This is a genomic window from Chitinophaga sp. 10T418 (genome assembly GCF_056394125.1).
The window spans coordinates 1,109,830-1,131,083 of record NZ_JBFTHG010000001.1 but is presented as its reverse complement, the minus strand read 5'-3'; the positions used below and the strand labels follow the sequence as shown (position 1 = coordinate 1,131,083).

At 42.8% G+C, this 21,254-nt stretch carries 13 protein-coding genes; 2 read left to right on the top strand and 11 right to left on the bottom strand.

Going from position 1 to position 21,254, the window contains the following annotated elements; genetic code table 11:
- Positions 1-163: 163 nt before the first annotated feature.
- Positions 164-3,301 (bottom strand): hypothetical protein, encoded by a 3,138-nt coding sequence (locus AC1DCV_RS04620; RefSeq protein WP_477022067.1) that lies wholly within the window; start codon positions 3,299-3,301, stop codon positions 164-166.
- A 21-nt stretch (positions 3,302-3,322) separates the two neighbouring features.
- A complete protein-coding gene (locus AC1DCV_RS04615) occupies positions 3,323-4,168 on the bottom strand; it encodes a hypothetical protein (protein WP_477022066.1) in 846 nt (281 codons plus the stop codon).
- A 521-nt stretch (positions 4,169-4,689) separates the two neighbouring features.
- Here AC1DCV_RS04615 and AC1DCV_RS04610 point away from each other — a divergent pair.
- Entirely contained in the window at positions 4,690-4,920 is a 231-nt protein-coding gene (locus AC1DCV_RS04610; protein WP_477022065.1) for a hypothetical protein, read from the top strand.
- A 262-nt stretch (positions 4,921-5,182) separates the two neighbouring features.
- Here the strand turns inward: AC1DCV_RS04610 and AC1DCV_RS04605 are convergent, their stop codons facing one another.
- The 6 genes from AC1DCV_RS04605 to AC1DCV_RS04580 form a co-directional block, all read right to left on the bottom strand.
- A complete protein-coding gene (locus AC1DCV_RS04605; RefSeq protein ID WP_477022064.1) occupies positions 5,183-6,760 on the bottom strand; it encodes a S41 family peptidase in 1,578 nt (525 codons plus the stop codon).
- Positions 6,761-6,770: 10 nt separating this feature from the next.
- Positions 6,771-7,853, bottom strand: a complete 1,083-nt coding sequence (locus AC1DCV_RS04600) for a thiol-activated cytolysin family protein (protein ID WP_477022063.1) — start codon at positions 7,851-7,853, stop codon at positions 6,771-6,773.
- Between the two features lie 93 nt (positions 7,854-7,946).
- Positions 7,947-9,593, bottom strand: coding sequence for a thiol-activated cytolysin family protein (locus AC1DCV_RS04595; RefSeq protein ID WP_477022062.1), 1,647 nt, complete (start codon positions 9,591-9,593; stop codon positions 7,947-7,949).
- A 139-nt stretch (positions 9,594-9,732) separates the two neighbouring features.
- Entirely contained in the window at positions 9,733-10,866 is a 1,134-nt protein-coding gene (locus AC1DCV_RS04590) for a thiol-activated cytolysin family protein (protein ID WP_477022061.1), read from the bottom strand.
- Between the two features lie 800 nt (positions 10,867-11,666).
- Positions 11,667-12,407 carry a LytR/AlgR family response regulator transcription factor gene (locus AC1DCV_RS04585; protein ID WP_477022060.1) on the bottom strand — a complete coding sequence of 247 codons (741 nt, stop codon included), beginning with the start codon at positions 12,405-12,407 and terminating at the stop codon, positions 11,667-11,669.
- Positions 12,408-12,417: 10 nt separating this feature from the next.
- Complete coding sequence (locus AC1DCV_RS04580; protein ID WP_477022059.1) at positions 12,418-15,303, bottom strand: sensor histidine kinase; 2,886 nt, start codon at positions 15,301-15,303, stop codon at positions 12,418-12,420.
- 752 nt (positions 15,304-16,055) lie between these two features.
- On the opposite strand from AC1DCV_RS04580, the gene AC1DCV_RS04575 reads away from it, so the two are divergent.
- Entirely contained in the window at positions 16,056-17,357 is a 1,302-nt protein-coding gene (locus AC1DCV_RS04575) for a DUF885 domain-containing protein (RefSeq protein ID WP_477022058.1), read from the top strand.
- On the opposite strand, the gene AC1DCV_RS04570 is transcribed toward AC1DCV_RS04575, so the two are convergent.
- Genes AC1DCV_RS04570 through AC1DCV_RS04560 form a run of 3 tightly spaced genes read right to left on the bottom strand, consistent with a single transcriptional unit; the run spans position 17,354 to position 21,250 of the window.
- Positions 17,354-18,307 (bottom strand): FAD:protein FMN transferase, encoded by a 954-nt coding sequence (locus AC1DCV_RS04570; RefSeq protein WP_477022057.1) that lies wholly within the window; start codon positions 18,305-18,307, stop codon positions 17,354-17,356. The genes AC1DCV_RS04575 and AC1DCV_RS04570 overlap by 4 nt on opposite strands.
- The gene (locus tag AC1DCV_RS04565; protein ID WP_477022056.1) at positions 18,307-20,109 is read right to left on the bottom strand and encodes an FAD-dependent oxidoreductase; all 1,803 of its coding nucleotides are present in this window, start codon (positions 20,107-20,109) and stop codon (positions 18,307-18,309) included. Before AC1DCV_RS04565 ends, AC1DCV_RS04570 begins: the two co-directional genes overlap by 1 nt.
- Positions 20,087-21,250 (bottom strand): hypothetical protein, encoded by a 1,164-nt coding sequence (locus AC1DCV_RS04560; protein WP_477022055.1) that lies wholly within the window; start codon positions 21,248-21,250, stop codon positions 20,087-20,089. The genes AC1DCV_RS04565 and AC1DCV_RS04560 overlap by 23 nt, the downstream gene beginning before the upstream one ends.
- Positions 21,251-21,254 lie beyond the last annotated feature (4 nt).

Here is a 21,254-nt window from a genome sequence, read left to right as displayed (position 1 = left end):
TATTCCTTGTCCAGGAAAATATATGTGCCAAGTGGAACAAGCCTGTACACAACTGGAATCAGACATTGGCGCAATTATCAATTATATTTAGCGAACGTTTGAAACTTAATCTTTAATCACCGTGACACACTTTATGTAATACTACCAAAATTAGTAGTTACCGCTATTTCTTTTTCTTCCTCGTATCTCTTATTTTGGAGAGATCAATTTTATCTATAACTTTGGGGGCTTGAATTACATAGTTGAGGCGATGTAACACGTTATCATTAATATGTTCTTGCTTTTCATCCAATGACTCTTGGTCCAAAGTCTCGATAGGCATATCCTCAATTAGTTCCTCAATAATAGCTACAGAGTGAGATTGCAGAACAGCTGTCTGGATCTTTTTCCGAACATCAATCGCAAAAAGCCCTTCATGCCTGAATCCAAGCTTGAATGTCACTTCGGAGGTTTCATCTTGTCCCTGAACAAACAGCCCGACGATTGGAACAAAAAAAGCTTCCAATCCACTACTCAAAGTTATTTTGCCCTTTTGCCGATCTTCGATTGATGTGATAATCCCGTCGACTCGCCTAAACATTTCATCGTCGGTATTAGATCTGTCCTTGTGATTAATTAAACTATCAAAAGCGTTTCCGTATCCCAAATATTCGAAAAGGTATTTCGGATTAAAGGTCAACTCTTTGCATTTATCAATATAGAACGCACACTGGTTGCGGGCATTGATGCTAAAGGATTCGCCAGCCGAAATAACTTGGCAGGCATAGAGCACATAAAGATAAAATGCAACCTCCAACTTGAGTGCACGTGATCCTTCACTATGATCGTACCACACCCTCAATATAGAAATGACCTCATCAATAGAGATATCAATACTAGAAAAGCGGACAAGATTGAACCAAAGCTTAAAACTCACAATATTAGTAGGGTCCTGTAAAATATTGTCGTTCAGCATCGTTCTGATATATGTAACCTCATCGGGTTTCAATCTGCTCCAAGCATCTTTCATATTTCGCCTATTTCCCTTCACTTTACCCAAAAGAGTAGAATATACTGCCATAAGGCGCATCTGCGGGCGATAGGCTMGTTCAACGGTATCAATTAAGGAGCGATATACTTCTGTTGATGCGTTAAAATCACCGATAAGATCTAAAGCTCTTCCCTCCCCCTCCCTAACATATTTGTTGGCCTTAATCGTCTTTCTTGTCTGGCCAAGGGATTCTTGGCTCTCTATTAAAATCTTTGCGGTTTCAATAAGTTTTTGAATAACGGAATATTTCTCCAAGTACCATCTGTTTTCCTCCGCAGTAAGAAAACTCCACCGACCTTCCTTTCCTGACAATTCACGTCCAAAGTCAATAACATCCATTAATGTTTGTATCTGTGCAACATAGCCATGAATATTATAAGGATTAATGGAAACACTGGCTTCAAAATAAAAGCATGCCCTTTCCGCCAATTCTTTTAGTCTGGCCTCGGTGATCCCAAGCTCTCCAGTTTTTGCATACTTACGATGAAGAAATTCGATTTCCCTCCGCTTGCACATACCTCCTAGATGATGCAGATTATAATCAGAAGCACCCTCCTCCGTTTGAAGTGCTAAGTTTATATAAGCCTCGGCCTCATAAAACTCACCAAGTTCTTCTGCCTTTTCATAAGTGAACCTTCCCATCTGTCCTTGGAATTGACTCTGATTTGGGTAAGCGTCTACAAGAGCTGTAAGTACTTCCTTCTGTTTATCCTTTGTTCCAATATCTCGAATAAGTTGGGAAAAACTCTCATTATTCCCATTAGAAGCCCACTGCTGGGTACTTATAGAATCCTCATTCTCCCTATCAAAGAATACGCCTTTAAGAATATCTGAGGTTTCCTCAACAAGATATTCATTATTAGCTTTAAACTCCTGAATAAAGCGTTTGGCGTATGCGGCAATTTGGTCTTTCCAATTTTCCTTTTTGCCATTTCCAAGAACATTGGCCAAAACTGCCTCTGCAAATTTTGAAAATCTTGGTCTCCAATATTCTGTATGGTCCTGGGTAAAGGAATCAAACTGCTGTATAAGGATTTTTCTTATATACTGATTGCTTCTGGCAATATGGCGCAATTCCTCCGGAAGCCCCTTTTTGAAGAGTGACCTAAATATCAGATGGGAAACCTTTTTTTGAGAGTAGTAGTATACAAAGCATACAAACACTGAGAAGCTTATTTGGTTGTCGGGCATCTTCGCAATGTAAGCACCAACATAGTCATCTAGCCTCGTTTTATTATAATCAGTCTCACTTATAGAGAGTGCAAAATCTATAACCTCACACTCTGATGGTTGGCGCTTTGATAGTTCATTATCAACTATCTTGTCATGGCTGTAAAGTTGGAGAAGCCTAAGAAATCTTTCCATCTCCGCCCTATCTGCCATAACATCATCAAGAAAAAACGTCAAATCCATTGATTTCTCTGCCTTCAATGTACGCTTAATGTATACAAAGCATACATTTAGTTTCCTCGAATTGCATATCCTGATAAGTTCTTCCAGATTATTGACATCAACATCAGCAGCCTCTACAACAGACAGTACTGTCTGATTGACTCTATCAAGGAGTAGCGAAAGGGACTTAAAGGTCTTACTGTCATAACGATCGATCATAATAGTTGGGAACAATTCCCGGAGCTGAAATGCAAGTTTGTGACCAAGTATTGTACCTCCAGCTCCAGGCTTATGCAGTATCTCGAACTTTACAGATTTTTTGAGTCCAGTCAATAACCCCCTTAATGTATCGTAAAGCTCCTGATATCGATATCGATCGACATCGGCCCCAACTGCAAGTTCATCCCAGTCTATGGATTCTCCTTTCAGAAAAGCTGGTACTTTAAGCTCTCTATCATACTTGGTTTTCAGATAAATTGACTGATAAACTACCTTTATATTATCATCCACTAATTTGTGATAAATGTCCGTTATATCAATTATCGCTTTCTCATCGGTCTGGGTCCTTCCTGGAACCAAATATTTTTTTTGTTCATTATCGATGGCATTAAGTGTTCCTTCCAAGTGACCAATGAAATTGGGTACGGAAAGTGGAACTACCTGAATATCAAGATCCAGATTTTCCAATCTAGAAATATGTTCTGCGTATTGCACGTCTGTTGTAAGGACTATATGCTTTGAAAGATCCGGAGAAAGCGTATCAATATTATAGCAGATCCTTATAATTTCCTCAACATATTCAGGATCATCCCACAGATACACAAAGACGTACTTATGAGTTTCTTTGGAAAAAAATTCCGCAAAGACCTCTTTTATCATCTGGTGGTATTTAAGGCTTCGTCATGCCCTAGAATTTGAAGTAACGGTGTCGGGAATGGAAGTTAGACCATTTGCAAAGAACCAGTTTGTATTACCGACCCCTCCATTTCCAATAAGGTTGCGCTGACCTTTTTGTTTTATGGTTAAAGGCACGATACTTCTGGCCCCACCATCCTGTAAGGCAATATGGAGCCCTGATTCCTTTGAATTAGGATCAAAATCCAAGACAAATGACCAGTCTATTCTAGAAAGCACATGTAATTGCTGTTTGCTACAACCGGTAAATTTTGGTGGGGAAATAAGGATATATCTATTCGAATTAGAAAAATGGTCTGTAGCTTCATAAACTTCTGTCCAAGGGGAATTATTAATTCCGTTAAAAGATTTGTCTATTGTTCCTCTAAAAGCTTCAACTAGTAAAACATTCTCTGTCTGCGCAAATTCATTATGTAAGTCACTGGAAAGCGCCCTAATTTGTGGATGACATAATTCTGCAACCGTTTGATAATCTTGGGGCTGATTAGGGTTATGAGCCGCAGGGTTGGACATTTTAATACTGCGAAGTTGGTTATAAGCTGTAATGGAAACCAGATTGTGCAGCTTACATAGATCAAACAATGCTGAGAACTGTAGATCTTTGAATTCCCCTGTGTCGTTACCATCAGTATCTGACTTTCCAATAATTATTTCGTGGCCAAGGTCATCACCCCACTTTTTAAGTATGAAGGCTTTCATAAAGGCTTCTGCTGCCTTTCTGAAGTCATTTAATGCGTGTGCATAATCATTATTGTTATAGAAACTCAACGCATCGAGCAGGTGTTCGCTAAACTCTCTTATTTTTCTCTTTATTAGTACGGAAATAGGCATACAGTAACCCTCTATTATAGGAAAAAATACTATACATTTTCATTAACATCTCAAAAGTAATCTATTATATTATCAATATAAATAGAGAATTTGGTCAACCAGAAACTTAGTTGATATTCCAGCGAAAATGAGCATCTATTCCTCAAATAAAGAAGTGCTGCTTTGTCACCAAACTAAACTGACCAGCAAATTTCGAAATGAAGTGGCCGTTTTTGATTGCTCGATACCGTCAAACACTCAGACCTACATATTGGTGCCTCACTGGGCACAAGCTTGTTACTTCCTGTCCCCTCCTATTAAAAACCGCCCCAGTATATTTCTCTAGATAAGCGCTTATAATCTCCACATTGGAAAAAATCCCCCATTAATAAGTACAAATACACGTCCGGTAAAATGTTGGAGCATAGGCATGATATAGCAGACTTCTTCTCCTCCATTTAAATAAATAGCTGGTTTCTGCAACAAATAGAAAACCGGCTCGTTTTGAAACTACGCGAAGTCTAAACTAATAAATAGCGGCTATGGTGGCTGCGCATGGTTTGACTGTGAAGACAATGGCAACTTCGGAGGTAACGGAAATCCAGGTGCTTCCGCCGGCGATGGCGATGCAGGAAATGATGGTGCCCCCGGATGGTTTGATCAGGGATCGATTGTATAATTGCGCCAGGGGCGCAGCTGATAATCTGTTTGTTTATGTTTTTGCTTTGTTTACGAAACCTAAACAAAGCAAAAACATAGACAAATGGCGTTGAAATTTTTATGCTTTGACACAGTTCATTTTACAGCCTCCTCATACCTCATTACTACTTCTCGTATACTTCTCCAGTACTTAGGACTCGTCTATCTATTACATTCCCACTATATTGCTATTACTGTTCCAGCGCACTCTTACTGCTGTTAGATTACTCTTTTACTACACTCTTACTACTCTTTCACTACTCTTTCACCGCACTATGTCTCGTCCTGTCTCGTCCGGGAATAGCTATACAATCCTGTGTTCAAACATCCAATTACTCATTTGAAATGCAGCTTACGCGTCTCTTTTATCAAACCTGGAAATGCCTGGTCATATTTATAGATTGTTTTCGCCTGGAAACCGGCTACCGGCTTGCGTAGCAACTCCACAGCCGGGAGCCGATGACCGGGAGCAATGATAGCGAAAGCACTGCGTAACGAAGGATCCCGCAAATCACCAAAGTCAACGGCAGGATTATCTATCACAGAAATATCTGCCGGTATGCCATCAAAAAAAGCGCCCTCATCATTGGTGTTTTTATCGTGGTAAAGTGACATGTAGATTTTATATTTATTTATGTTAATATCAAAAAAACCAACAGGCTTACCATAGGTGCTCACGTTACCACCGGAAAATGAAACGCCGATCAGTTTCACATCCAAATATGGTTTCAGGCTATTGATCAGTAATTCGCTGGCAGAAGCAGTGGCATCGCTTACAATAAAAAATATCCTTTTTAAATTACCAATACCGCCTTCTTTTTCAAAGAGTGTGGTATTTGCTTTCAGGCTATAATCTACATCCAGCAGGGTGGCTTTCTTTTCCCCGATCATAATCGGGTTGCCCGCATCATCCACTATAGGCTGGTTGGCCAGGATGCTGGCTTTTCCCTGCTGCATGAGGGGATTATAGTATTCCCTGAACATGACCTTTCCGTTATCAACGGCCGGCACCAGCCTGTTGGCCAGATATTGACAGGTGCTCTGAAAGCCACCACCATTATAGCGCAGATCGATGATCAACTCCGTAATATGCTGTGCTTCAAACCGGTTAAAAACAGGTTCCAGGTATGCCCGTGTATTACTTTCTCCTGTAAACCGGTCATATGCAAGATAACCGGTACTGACGTTACCGATATTGAAAACCGTATCTTTAAATAATGGATTCTGAACCGGTACAGTAACTGACAAGGTTACTTTTTTCTCAACGCCCGAAACAGCATCTGCTACTGTAAAATGTATCACCGGGTCTTCTGTTGCTTTTTTAATGAAGCTGTAGAACGCTTCTGACGTAGCAGCCATATGGTCATTCACGCTTTTTATAATATCCCCCCTCTTTAGTCCTGACAGTGCTGCCGGCGCATCTCTGTTTACCGTCAGTATCCTGATATCGTTATTATCCATAGCTACCAGCGAAAACCCGAAATTCCTGCCAATCGTTTTTAATGACGCTGCTGTAACAGGATTATTATTTGCCCCGGATGGGTTCATAAAATCTAATATCGTTGAATATTTAGGTATTCCAGGTTGATGAATATTGTATTCAAACGATTGCTGTGTAACAGGATTGATGGCATAGCGCGTTATATCAAACAATTCTGTTTGAAGCAGGTCCAGGTTATTTTTCGATGACCCATTCGCATATTTCTCCGGCGCAAATTTATCGTATGATGGCAGCTGATCATTCCAGTAATATACCTGTTGGGCATACAAAAAAACGGAATCCAGTATTTTGTTTATTCCTGTGCCGCCTTCCGGAGGTGGCACAGGTGGGGATTGATCATTTTTTTTGCAGGAGCAAAACAGCACAGCGGTAATCATCCAATAGCCTATCAGTAATGAAGATGGGTATTTCATTTGCTTCTTTTTAATTAGGATAATCTAAGCGGTATGTTGTTCTAACATTTGAATTATCGCTCATGTATTTCATCGTAAATGCAATAGGAACACCAGGATCAGCTGCTGTAAAGGCTCCGCTGGTACCTATAAATTTCACGAACTCATCATACCCATTAACAGATTGTGTTTGCGGAGTTCCGGAGCCACCAATCAGGTATACATTTATCCGGGAACTGTTCACTACTCTCTTCTCTTCCTCTGTCAATGTTTCCGTGGTACGTTTAAATATGCGCCTGACGGTCTTTTCATATTGCGTTTTCAGATTCTCCAGGGTTTCATTGGACTCTATTACGATAATGCCCATCCGGCCATAGGTAATAGAATTAATATATACAGGGGTATATCCTTGTAGTACCGCCTGATCTACGTTGGTTTCATCAATGAGCTTTCCATTCTGAGGTGCTTCCAATCTCATTACAAAATTCTTCAGGCTGAATTTCGCTACCAGGGCTGAGCGTTTATCAGTTTTCACTGATTGAAAATTGAAGGAGCTGCTGGAAGAATAGAACAGTTTCTTAATATTTTCATTGGACCCAAACGCCCGTTTTATCTCATCATAAAAAGAGAAACCAAAAGTTTCATAGAGAAATTCCTCAATCTGTGCACCTGAAAAACCTGGCGCCAGCAATGCCGTTCTCAAAAACACCCTGGTACGTGAAAGAGAGGGAGTATCAATTACACCCACGGCAGCATCAGAAGGGAAAGATACGCTTACCGTAATCGGAACTCTTTTATAATTACGAATTGGGAGAGGAACAAAATTAGCGTCATTGACGGTATTACCCCGGATCAGTGAGCCGGGATAAATATATCCCTGGTTATCCGGCACTACTACCTGTTCATCAGTAGTATAAAAACGGGAATAGCCACCACTGTTGGGCCATATACTATCCCGGAGAAATTCACCGGTGCCGTTTATTTTTAGTCTGTCCAGGTAACCTTGTATCCCTGTTTCCTTTCCTGTTTTTATAGTAATGATGGTATCTCCATACTTTGGCAGATCGCTGAAACGGTAGCTATTACCGGATGCCTTATCAGGTATTGAATCCACCTGTTTTTTTGAGCAGGATACCAGTGCAATAGTTATTGCACTGGTAAGAAAAAAAACTCGCCTGATATCTATCATAAAATAGCATTAAAGAAGTTAATTTGATTTTGTGGGCAATGGAAAATATCCATCTCCACTTAACATGTTATAGTCATAGGTATAAATGGACGTATTGCTACGCCCCCCTCGTGTACCGGTAGGACCGGTCGTAACCGTTCTATAAACTATTTCGTCTTTATGTATCAGTAAGCGGGTACCTTTCGGTGTATTTCTGAATGATTCATCGGAATTAGTTTTTTTGATGCCAGCGGGCTGAGTTCCCTCCTTGGGATATTGCAATATTGTMATTTCATGACCCTTGAAGTTGATAAAATTATATCCCTTCGTAGGTACGGTGCCGTTAGGGTCCTGGTAAAATGCCACATATATGTCCACAAACGTATTTGCATATGTGCCGTTAGCGGTATTCCCATAGGCGGTATGCTCGTTTTCAAATTCAGCCCGTGCATATACTTTATCAAAGGGGCCATAATTCACTTCAAAAGGAGCGGCTACATTGCTGTCATCATTTACATAACGCATCTTAAAAGTGATAGGTACACCGGGAGATTCCGGTGTGTAGGTAAGTCCTTTGGTGATCAGTTCTGCCAGTCCGGCCAGCCCGGTAATGGTTTTTACGGCATCTTCTCCGTTTACACCAGCAACAGATACTTTTATCTCTGCGGCGTCAATAATCGCCTTTTCATCCGTTGTCAGTGTACTACTGCCATTAACGATACCGAGGATACTAAATGCTTTCCGGAACACTGCTGTAGCGGTTTCTTCCTCTGCATCTGTTTCTATCGTCATAATGCCAAGCCGGCCATAGGTTACGCTGCTTACATACAATGGTGCAACCGAACCGAATACAGTTGGATTAGCGTTCCGGTCGATCAGTTCTCCATCTTCCGGAATATCCATATCGATGGTAAAATTCTGTTGCAGGAACTTTACCATGATGCCTGTCTTCTTGGAAATAGCATCTACATTCCTTCCGCTGCTGGTGGCATTGTTAACAAAGAGCAGGTTGGTTTTTGAATTATATCCGTATAGTTCTTTCAACTCCTGGTAGTAGCTGAATGATTTCATTTCATAATTGAAGGTGGAAAAGCCACCCTTGCCTGCAAATTCATTTTTTAATGCATCCCGCACCACCTGCCGCATGGCGCTGGAAGAGGCTACCGGGATCGCTTTGGAAACTTTTTGCGGTGAGGTAGGAATGGATACGGAAACAGTGATGGGTTTGGAATAACCATACACTCCTTTCAATATAAAATCAGCTACCGTGCTTCCCTGTATAATAGAACCCGGGAATACATCATTAGAGATAGTAGTGTTCACCACAAATTCATTCGCATTAAACAGCTCTGTATAAATGGAGGTCGCATCGTTGGTGCCGTTTGTAAACCTGATCCCTGTAGGCTCAATGCCTGCAATTGTTCCGGGCTCGCCGTTCAGCTTGCGATGGTTCAATACAGACTCTGGTGTCAGCAGTACATCAGCGTTCTTTTTTGGATTCAAAACATTCACCTTTACAACAGGTGGTACAAACTTAGGTAATGCCGCAAGACCATTGCGGCCGGTCTTCGTTACATCTGACAGTTCCTTCCTGCCACAACTGCAACATAGTAACACGGCGAGTATGCCGGTAATTATTTTACGGCTGTTCCGCTCATAGGGAAAAAACCCTGATTGATATATCATAGAATAGAATTAAAGCTGTTAATTTTTCTGTCGGCTCTGCGGGCGATCATAGAAGGGTTTATTTTACATATCGTGCAGGAGATCCTGTACCGCGCATAGTGGGCGGTACAGGATATACACTGCATGATTGTACACTGTATTAGTATGGCAGATTAAGTTGGAAAGTGGTTGCATAAGGCGTAAAGTCACTCAGATAACGCAGGTTAAATGAAATAGGCACGCCTGGTCTTTCCGGTGAAAATTTTCCTCCGTTCAGGATCAGGTCTCTGAAACCGGCGAAACCATCTACCACCTTCACCGCATCCGTACCATCAGCACCAATGATGTATGCTTTGATGGTAGCTGCATCCAGCAGGTGCTGTTGGTCAGATGTAACTCCTGCGCCACCACCTACAACACCAAAATTAAAGGTGGCTTTAACTGCAAAATTTACTGCATCGTAGCTGGAATCAGATTCTATCGTCATCACACCCAGGCGGCCAAAGTTCACGTTGCTTACTATCAATGGAGCATAGGTGCCATATACTGCAGGGGTAATTGGGCCGTCTACCAGCATACCATCTGCCGGCGGATCCATGCTGATCGTGTAGTTCTTCTGTACAAACATGGCCCTTATCCTGGTTTTCCTTGTGCTTTGGGTAATGGAGTCACTGATAGAAAGACTAAACAGTTTACCTACGTTTACGTTAGCACCAAATGACAGCTTAAGTTCATTGTAACTATAAAAACGTTGCATGTCAAACGTGAATGAGGCGATCTGTTCTCCGGTACCCTGTTTCAGTGCCTTTCTGAGGAATGCCTTCTGTGCTACCTGGGAAGGTATTGCAATGGAATCACTGATAAAATCAGTGGGGAAATCAGCATATACAGATATAGGCCTTCTTTTTACACCGGGACCGGCTACCAGTCGCAAACTCATATCATTAATGCTGTTGCCATAAAAAATGCCGCCAATAAATACATTGGTTCTGTCCTGTGTAGTCAGTGCCGGTATTTCATCTGATGAGAGGAACAAAGTTCTTCCTCCCCCGTTTTGTTTGGAACTATCGATACTGGTGCCGTTCTGCTTGGCCTGGTTGAGGATACTTTTAAGCAGATCCGGTGTTTGTATGCCGATAGGGATGATCTCATTGGGATACTTCGGGAAATTTTTAAACTGATTATCAGTTTTCCCGGTCTGGGGATCTACCTGGGCTACTTTGTCCTGTTTTTTTGTACAGGAGAACAGTAACAGGGATACACTACAAAAGAGTACTAGTACTTGTTTTTTCATAAAATTTTATTTGTTAAATAGTAATGACGGGTAATGCCTGTACAGAATGTATCTTCTGCCAGCGATCAGATGTTGATAAGGGCTTTAATAGATGGCGTGATCTACAGTCAGATTACTCTTTTTTATAGGTCAACAACGTCCAAAAAGGGTTAAAGAATGTATCTATTGTTTCTTATATCCAAATAGTGTTTTTTTAATGCTCGTAATAACAGTACCTCTCTAGCTGGCATAGGTTATTCACAGTATCATTTTAAATATCCCAATTAAATTACCTTCCGGAAACAGGCTATAAAACTTAAGGATGCAACAGTTTTACTATCAGCTTACTCTACGTTAACCAGGTTTTCAAATGCTCTCAAACCCGTGAAATATTTTAATCCTCCTGTATAGACAAATTTCATATGAAAGAAAAAGTATTGACAGCCATAGGATACTAAACGTTATGCAACTATCGTGATCATAATTTTTTCGAAGTGCTTTTCATATTGGGAAAGGTTAGATCAACAAATTTTTATTGGCAATAAAACTCGTGTTCTTTTGTCGTATTAAAAAAGCCCAATTTGTATACGCGGCATTTATTTAATAAGTGCGGGATTAATATTTATACCTGTTATTGTTCGGGTAAAAGTTGCCTTTGCTCCATAAGAGCAGAGACCGTTATGATAAGCCTTTTTAAAGGACTAAAACCAGCAGGGATTCCCTTTATTACCGGTGATGTAGGGCAAAGGACTCACCCGGTTAAATTTTAACCTGATATCAGTATGCGTAAATCTATGGGGCTGATTTGGGGGTAGTTACTATCAGAACCTGAATCGGCTGAGAAATTCCGCTTTTCTCCGTAGTGAGATCTCTACTGTTCTGCCGTTAATCATCTCTACATATCCACTTTTACCCGGATGATGCCGGACAATATGATTCAGATTAACCAGGTAGGTATCATGAATCCGGCAAAAATCCCGGGCTGGCAGCGCAGTTTCATATTTCTTGAGATTGCCGGTTACCAACAGGCTCTTCCCGTTGATAAACTCGAAACGGGTATATGCCCCATCGGCTTCACAAAGAATAATGTCTGCAATAGTATGAAAGAAGGCTCCCTGTTGCGTGCGTAGAACAATCCTCGATGTTTCCTTTTCACGTACCTGCTCCAGGAGATTATCCAGCCGGGTATTGATATCCTGTATGCCCAGCCTGGTGCTTACTTTCTGGATAGATTGCTTGAGTTCTTCAATATCCACTGGTTTAAGCAGATAATCCAATGCATTATACCGGAAAGCCTTTACTGCATAGGTATCAAAAGCCGTTACAAAAATGACCTCAAAGTTTACCGGCATAATCTGCTTCAACAAATCAAATGCATTTCCCCTTGGCATTTCAATATCCAGGAAAAGCAGTTGTGGGGCGTGTTCATGGATAAGCCCGAGCGCATCTGCTATATTGGTAGCACTACCCGCAACATGTACCTGTGGGCAATAAAGGTGGATCATCTTACTCAGGATGGAAATATTCCTGGGCTCATCGTCTACAATAATACTGGTTATCATAAAACACTTTTTATAAGGTAATAAGGGGCAACTGGATAGTGACCCTGGTACCGGATACACCCTGGTCGCCTGTAATGTCTGCGATATCAATAACAATAGGGGAATCCAGGTCTCTGCTCAACAAATGAACCCGTTCTGCCGTCAACTGCATCCCTCTTGACTGGTAAGTGATATGCTGAGCGCTTCTTAATGCCTTCGCTGCCGTTCTTCCTATTCCGTTGTCGGCTACAATGCAGATAATATACTGGTCCGTTTTTTCAAAGGAGATATCTATCTGACCATTTCCTTCTTCTTTATACTGAATCCCGTGACGAATGGCATTTTCTATATAAGGCTGCAGCATCATACTGGGTATGCGGGTACGATACGTATCCAATTCATCATCTATGTGAAAAGCGTAGTGGAAAGTATTCTCAAAGCGCAGCTGCTCAAGATTAAGATAGTTTGCCAGATAGGAGATCTCATCAGAAATGGGGATCATCGTTTGTAAGGAGTTGTCGAGTGTTTGACGGATCAAAGATGCAAAGCTGCTGAGATATTTGTTGGTGCTGATGATATCGTTATCAAGAATATACTCCTGTACCGCATGCAGACAGTTGAAAATAAAATGAGGGTTCATCTGTGCGCGCAAGGCTTTCTGTTCCAGCTCATGTAATCTTTGTTCCATCCGTCCCTTGGCGGCAAGCCGCCGGTTGTATATCTTATTCCGCTGTGTAACGATCCCCCAGGTAATAAAAATAATCAGTCCGATAGTGACACAAATAAACCATCCTGTCTGCCAGAATGGTGGTATCACCTTCAGTGGAATACGGATCGTTTTGCTCCTTACATTAAACTTATTCACAGCAAACAGTTCCAGCAGATAGTCGCCGGGAGGCAGAGAAATAAACTCCAGAAAATTCTGACGTGTCATTCTCCAGACAGTATCGGGTCTGGTTAAACGGTAGTAGTACCTGACAGCGCCCTCCGATTTAAAGGAAATAGCTGTAAAGTCAATACGTATCAGGGTATTCCTGTAGTTTAAGCTGGACAATGCTTTGTCGTTTACAGCTTGCCCGTTGGAGGAGATGTTGAGCAGCTTCAGATCACATTGAGAGAAAAATGTAGTTTTCTTCTTGTTAAAGAAAGTCAGCCCTTCCGGAGTTCCTGCATATACAGTATCTCCTTTTACAACCACTGCATTGATAAACCCGTTAATAAGGCCATCAGCCGTAGTGTAGTTAGTTACCTGTATACTGTCCTGATGGAATGTCAATTGATCCAACCCCTTATCTGTCCCTACCCACAGCGCTCCCCCGGCATCGGGAACCATGCACTGGCAGTCATTACTGCTCAGGCCATTACTAACGTCAAGATGCCACACAACCCGATTGCCTTTTAAACCAACGATACCGGCGCCGGCAGTAGCCACCCATAAGGTGCCGTCTGCATTTGTGCAGATAGCTGAAATCCGGTTGCGTAAATTAGGATGTATATTACCCAGATAAGTGGTGACATTATCATGGTTGATCATGTAAAGTCCATTCGGTGTGCCAAAGTAAATACTATCCTGCTGTATGTATACGGTGGTTGTCCGTCCTTTGTACCGCATCGAATAGTCCAGCGAATGGGGGGTGTTGAACTGGAGTAGCCCGCAGGAAGCTGCAGCCAGTATCTTACCATCGGCTTTTACAGCTATCTTTTTTATAGATAAATTTACATTAGTATGGAAGAAGCGGCCCGACTTGCTGCGATAATAAAGTTGGTCGTCACTGGTCAGCAACAACCCATCTTTATTTTCCATGATGAAGGAAATATGTTTATCAAAATATCTGGATACCTTTTTGCTGATCTGTAATCCCTGCTGTAGCCCTAACTTCAGACAGGAGTTATCGGTGCCTGCCAGCAAATTATCTCCATTGTCCCATAATGTATAAATTCTGAGCGGTTTCATACCGGAGACATAACGGATGCTCTTGAATTGTGTTGAGCGCAACCGGAATACGCCATTATTTAATGTAGAAAACCAGGTATTACCTTCCCTGTCAGTATAACAGTCGCTCACATTTTCATCGGGTAGAAAGTGGTCTATCTCCTGTGAGTGMCGGATATTGAGCAGCGTACATCCTTTAGGCGTATTCAGATAAACAACAGAATCATTCAACATCCGGAAACTATTGATCCCCCGTACATTGTATTGGTAAACGGATTTACCGGCCAGCATATGGAATCGGTTAGTCGTTTGCCAGTATATGGCCGAATCCCTTATCACCAGTTGCTGCACATCAACTTTACAGAAACCGGACAGATAAGTCAACTTCCCTTTGGCAAGTCCATAGATACGGTTAGGCACCAGTGCTTTTATATTACCGGTGCCGTCTGATGTCACGTATTGCACATATGGGTAAAGCAATGGTTCATTATTATAGGAAACGATTTTGTCTTCAGCGGTCAAGGCATATAACTCGTGCAGGCTGGATAGCATGATATTATGCTCTCTATCCTCCGTAATACTATGAACCATAGCAGTAAAAGCCATCTTGCCCAGCACCGTATCCTGCAGCTGATTGTGTATTTTTCCTTTATAATAGTAAGAGATGCCATTATTGAATGGAACAAACCATACCCGGCCTTTTGTATCAGCATATATATGGATAATGGTATTATCCGGCAATCCGTCGCTGATCGTAAAATTCCTGAATGAAGTGCCATCGAAGCGACTGACCCCGGTTTCCGTGATAAACCACATAAAGCCGTCTTTATCCTGGGTCATAGAATACACGATATTACCTGCCAGGCCCTGCTCAATCTTATACTGTGTATAATTGTAAGCTTGCGCTGATAAATCGGCAGCCTGGAATAATAGTACTGATAAAAGAATTTTTCTGGCCAGAATAGAATAGTAAATAGATTTCATTATCGCCTTATTTTAACTACTGACGCCCTTTCTCCAGGTTACAATAAATCTTACCACCTCCCGGTGGATATAAAACACTATCATCCTTTTGAATACTATCTTCGTGGAACCTTACCGGCTATCATGGGCTTGCTCATAGACGCTATGCGTATATTATATTATTTTCAAATTGTAAAAATCCTGATGAAAATATCTATTCCGGCAATGAACACGCCATTTACCCATGCAACATAAGTAGGAGAAAAACCAGCTTGTTTATTTTTGATTTACTTTACTGATGTCAACGTAGGTAAAATTGGGAGCTTTATCCGACTGGCTGATATCTTTTTTGTGACATACAATGCGTGCGATTACTGTATCATACAGCAGCGATACAATTTTCTAAAGTGCTCTTTCATAGAATTTTGTTTTAGATATCGGGCTAAAAAAACTGATCACAAGACGTTATTGTCTATATTACTTTGTAACAGTTACAATTAATCAGGATTCCAAATATCGCTGGGATCCCGATCAGGATTGTACGGGTTAAAATTCAGGCTCTTCTCAATGCAGACCTATTTCAAATATACATTAAAAAAACATTTGGTTGATAAAAATGAAAAGTTTAATCTTTCCATCTATTGACGTACCGGAAATTCGGAAAACACACTTTCCAACTACCACCTGCATTATAATACCGTTCAACCTTTATTAGGATTAAAATAACAATATCATGTAATACTTTTGCGATAACATCTCTAATTCACGCAACAATGAATATAAAAGCACTGCTTGCTGGCATCACCATATATCTCTTGTCGCCATTCCACTTATCTGCGCAGGTAAAATTCATCCAATTCCGGGAAGAATTTGTAAAAGGCTACCATGCACTGAACATCCCCTCCCTGGATTTAAGCTATGTAAGCGGCTTTCAGCACATCCAGTCGGCCGACAGCATTCAGCAACAAATCATCTTCTTCAAATCGGTACAAGCCAGGCTGGGCGGTTATGATGCCCGCAAATTAAATCAGGCTGAAAAAATGCAATACGATTTGATGAAGTATGAAGCCGACCTAAACCTGCAAAGACTCTCACTGGAAGCCGAATGGGCTAAAAATCCGCCGGCGGATATTCCGGCAAATGGCATTATAAACATTCCCCATGGTAAGCAGTGGTACGCCTATCTATTAAAACGATGGGTGAGTGATGAGGTTACGCCGGATCAGATTTATCAGTTTGGACTGGCCGCATTGGCCGGCGTAAAAAAACACATCGAAGACATACGCAAAGAAACAGGAATGAGTGAAGATGCGTTCTATACCCATTTAAACGACAGCTCTTTCTTCATAAACGATCCCGTTGAAATACAGCGGCGGTTTGAACAAATAAAGAATACCGTATACACCAACCTCCATCAGCTTTTTACCCTCACCACCTTTCCGGAGCTTAAAATAGAAAAGGGAACCAATAAGGCGCTGGTGCAAACACCAGGCTACTATGACAATAATACTTTCTATTATAACCTTTTTGACAAGCCTTACAACAAACGGCAGTTTGACTGGCTTTTTCTGCATGAGGCAGTACCTGGTCACCACTACCAGCATGCTTTAATCGATGCCTTCACCGACACGGCCTCTCTGCAACAAATGTTCTTCTACTCCGGATTCATTGAAGGCTGGGGTGCATATGCCGAAAGCCTGGGTAAAGACCTGGGCTTATACCAAACACCTTATGATGAACTGGGCAGATGGGAATGGGATATTGTAAGATCGGTCCGTGTGCCCCTCGATGTAGCCTTAAACTATTATGGCTGGACCGATCAGCAAGCCCTTGACTTCTGGAAGAAAAACATCCGTGGGCAGGATGATATTGCGATGCGGGAAATAGCCAGGATGCGCCGCTGGCCTGCGCAGGTAGTAACCTACAAATACGGCGCTGCGCAGATATTGCAATGGAAAGCAGCCTTACAGAAAAGGCAGGGCGCTCATTTCAGCATCAAAGACTTTCATGACCGGGTACTGAATCATGGATCATTGCCGCTGTGGATGATGAAAGATATTGTATTGAAAGATTAGGGTAATACTTTAATAAACGGCTGAATCCCCGGGGTCATAAATACTTTCAGCTCCCCATTTGCGTTCAGGTAAATCAAATAAGCATCGAGGTTTGTATGCTGTGCCAGGAAGCGTTTCGTGGCTTCCAGTCCCATCACCATAAACGCCGTATCATATCCGTCTGCGGTAATGGCATCATCTGCGAATACGGTCACGCTGAGTAGGTCTGCCGGCGCCGTTAATCCTGTAGCGGGATTAATAATATGCCCGAAGGTATGACCGCTCTGCTGGTAATAGTCGCGGTAATTACCGGCGGTAGTAGCTGCTTTGTTGATTAGCTGCACGGTAGATGATCTGGCGTCCGGGTGCAGGGGATTGTCGATCGCTATCGTCCACGCTGCACCGTTTTTCCGGCCTTTACAGCGTACTTCTCCTCCTATCTCCACCATATAGTCGGATATGCCGTTACGCTCCAGTAATGCGGCTAAAACATCCACACTATAGCCTTGCGCAATACCATCGAAGTCGAGGCGAACCTGGTCTTTTAATTTATGTACACTGTTTTCATCAAACTCAATTTTAGGGAAGCCTACATATTGCAGCAGGGAATCTGTTTTCTCCCACCAGGGCAGGCCTGTTTTTTTGCCGGCGCGGTATGCCGCTGTAAGTGGCATCACGGTAGGATCGAAAGCGCCGTTGGTAGCGGTGTATATTTCCGCCGACTTTTTAAGTACCGGATAAAACCAGGGCGACTGAAACGCCCAGGTAGTGGATTTATTGAACAACGAAATTTCTGAATCGGGACGGTAGATAGATAAACACTGGTCTATTTCCTGCAGGGTGCTGTCGATAGCGGTTTGCAGGCGGGGTTGCGGTATAGCGGTATACATCACATGCCAGGTGGTGCCCTGAGCGGTGCCTTCCAGGCTCACCACCTGGCTGTGAAATAATAAGAAAAAGAGGTACATCATTATTCCTGCAATAATTGCATTAGCTCCGGCAAATGATCTTTATATACGTCTCTGGGGCTGCTGTGATATTTCTGTGCCACAAAAGCCGCAAAGCCTACCACTTCTCCCATCATGCCGCAGGTACGCATTACCCGGGTACTGCCAAAGGCTACATGGGTAGTGCTGATGTTCCTGCCCGCCATAAATAAGTTGGGAATATTACGGGAGTAAAGGCAACGGTAAGGAATGGTATAAGGTGCGACCCTGATATGTTTGGTGCCGGCAAAAAATTCCTGTCCTTCAAAATACTGGCTGTTTTTAGGATCAGGGAAATGCAGGTCGATGGTCCAGGTGGCAGTCACCGCGCCATCGGGGTACATCTTACCTTCCTGTATATCCATCTGGTCCAGCACATGATCTCCGATGATACGCCTGGATTCTCTTTTGCCACCGATATAGGCTACCCAGGCCAATTCCTGTCTGGCGTATTTTTCCGGTTTATTATTTTTAAGCCAGGACCAGTTACCGTATATGGCACGGAGATTATGATCGCGTATTTTTTCTGCATCGGTGATGGTATTAAAGTTACCGAAACCCGTTTCCCATTCCCAGTCGGCTTTATAGCTGTCGATATGATACTCATCCGAAAACTGCATAGCCCAGGGCGTGGCGGGAAAAGTGGTGGCACTGTCTACTGTCACAGAAGCCCATAGATTAGAGGTGCCTAACGTAAAGCTGTCCGGCTTTTCCGCAGCAAGTGATTCTTTTGTTTCTGCTTTGCTTTCGCGTCCCATCCGGAATTCAGCGCCTGCCAGGTAGCCAACGGTACCATCGCCGGTACAATCAGAAAAATAGGTACCGGCAAATCTTGTTTCCTGGTTGGTGGCAATATCGCGGCCAACCACCGCGATGATGCGATCGTTTTCTTTTTCTACTTTATACACATAGGTGTTCAGAAACAGGCGGAGATTTTTCTCTGCTTTTACGATGGCGATCTTCCGTGCATCACCGTATTCATTCGCATCCGGGTTGCCATTGCCGGGGTCGCCGTTATCCATCTCTCTTACTATTCTGCCGAGTTTGGGATAGTGATTTTTGTCGATTTCGCCTCTCAGGTGCACTCTTATTTCAGAGCTGTTGTTGCCTCCCAGCACCGGACGATCCTGTATGAGTGCTACTTTCAGCCCCATGCGGGAAGCAGAAATAGCGGCGCAGGTGCCGGCAATGCCACCACCCACTACCACCAGGTCGTATTGACCTCCATCATTCGGTGCGGCAGTGGTATGCAACAGTTTTCTGCGCAAAGCGCCCAGGGTCGCCAGGTCATTTGGCGGCGTATATTTAGCCACAGTAGTAAATAACAGGGCATCACATCTGCCGTTAAAACCTGTCAGGTCCTGCAGGGATAATTTCACCTGTTCGGTGGTAATGTTCACCACTCCCCCATCATACCATTTCCACTGATCATTGCCGCTTTCGCCAAACACGGGTATCAGCGGTATATCGTTCACGGATACACGAAATTTACCCGGACCTTTGGGGAACGGCGCCCAGTCTTTGGTGCGTACCCATACATGATATTTCCCTTTGGCCGGAAAGGTAACGGTGGTTTCGGCATTCTTTACCGGCCTGCCCATACCATGTGCCATCAGGTAAGAAGACCCCATCACGGCAAATGACTGCTGGTCAATTACCCAGCCGCCTTTGTTAGCGAAAGATTCTGTTTCCACAAAAACAGGGTCCTGTGCATGCAAACTTAGTGTGCAGCAACAGAGCACGATGAGTTGCCACCATATTTTCCTATTGGTTAATTTGTTTTTCATAATTATACATCAGCTTTTTAACGTACTTATTTCCTGGATTTCGTTGTTGTAACAACGTGTAAATACCGGCAGCCTGCTCCGCGTTTACAGCGGTTAACTGTTCCGCGAGTTGCGGTAATGGCAGCGCGGGCGCCTGTTGCAACAATGCGAGGATGAGCCCCGACTGTTCTGTATTGGCAATGCTTAACGTGGTAATTAATTTTTTGATCAGCTCCGGCTGCAGTGGAATTGTTTTCAGCTTACGGAGGATGGTGATTTGCGCCGGGTAAGCAGCCGCCGTATAGACTTGCCACAACCAACGCTGTTGTTTTTTCCCCGTGAGAAAACCGGGATGCACCTGTTGTAATATATACCGTGCAATGAAAATATTTTTTCCGGAGATAATGCTCCGGATATCTGTTTCAAAGCCGGGAGTGATTACCCCTTTCTTATCCATCACTTTATCTGCCGCCCAATACTGGTATTGATAATTTTGGGAAGATAAAAACCGGTGCAACAGCTGTTGACTGTTATACGTTGCTGTGATGCGCGTCATTTCGTCTGTCACCGCACCGTGCGCAATATGCCAGAGGGTATAACAGGTGTATACCGCACCGGGTATCACTTCATTTTTGATCGTCTTTAAAGTGGCGCCGGTTCTGGCATCCACAGAGTCGGCCAGGTTTTCTGTACCGGGTACTATCAGGTCTGTTATTTTTAAATCTGATAGCAGCGAGTTAGGTTTAGTAAGAATTTCCTGTAATTTTTCGTAGTCCGTTTGTTTAAAAACTTTATGATCTAATTTCGTCAACGCCTCCTTTGCCGGCAGATCATAACGGATATAATTTCCCAGCAGGTCCCAATAAAAGTTGATGAACACCGGCTTGCATTCTCCTGTATAGCAAACCGGTGTAAAAATATTCCTGAAATAATACAATGGCTGCCCTGCTTTGTCCAGCGCCAACTGCAGCGAATAAGTGGTGCTGTCGTTTTCACGGATAGTGAATATCCGCTGACGGGTAGCAGGTGATAATAAAGCGTGGTTATGCAACACGTCATGGATATTGGTGGTATCTATGACACCGGTAGTATCCACACGGGGAGACATGCCATGTACCACATGAGCGCCTATTAACAACAAAGCTGCGAGTGTATATTTCATGTGT

Coding starts and splice junctions, on each gene's coding strand:
- AC1DCV_RS04575 (WP_477022058.1), top strand. CDS start 16,056: ATGAATATAAAAGCACTGCTTGCTGGCATCACCATATATCTCTTGTCG.
- AC1DCV_RS04615 (WP_477022066.1), bottom strand. CDS start 4,168: ATGCCTATTTCCGTACTAATAAAGAGAAAAATAAGAGAGTTTAGCGAA.
- AC1DCV_RS04610 (WP_477022065.1), top strand. CDS start 4,690: ATGGTGGCTGCGCATGGTTTGACTGTGAAGACAATGGCAACTTCGGAG.
- AC1DCV_RS04565 (WP_477022056.1), bottom strand. CDS start 20,109: ATGAAAAACAAATTAACCAATAGGAAAATATGGTGGCAACTCATCGTG.
- AC1DCV_RS04570 (WP_477022057.1), bottom strand. CDS start 18,307: ATGATGTACCTCTTTTTCTTATTATTTCACAGCCAGGTGGTGAGCCTG.
- AC1DCV_RS04560 (WP_477022055.1), bottom strand. CDS start 21,250: ATGAAATATACACTCGCAGCTTTGTTGTTAATAGGCGCTCATGTGGTA.
- AC1DCV_RS04605 (WP_477022064.1), bottom strand. CDS start 6,760: ATGAAATACCCATCTTCATTACTGATAGGCTATTGGATGATTACCGCT.
- AC1DCV_RS04585 (WP_477022060.1), bottom strand. CDS start 12,407: ATGATAACCAGTATTATTGTAGACGATGAGCCCAGGAATATTTCCATC.
- AC1DCV_RS04590 (WP_477022061.1), bottom strand. CDS start 10,866: ATGAAAAAACAAGTACTAGTACTCTTTTGTAGTGTATCCCTGTTACTG.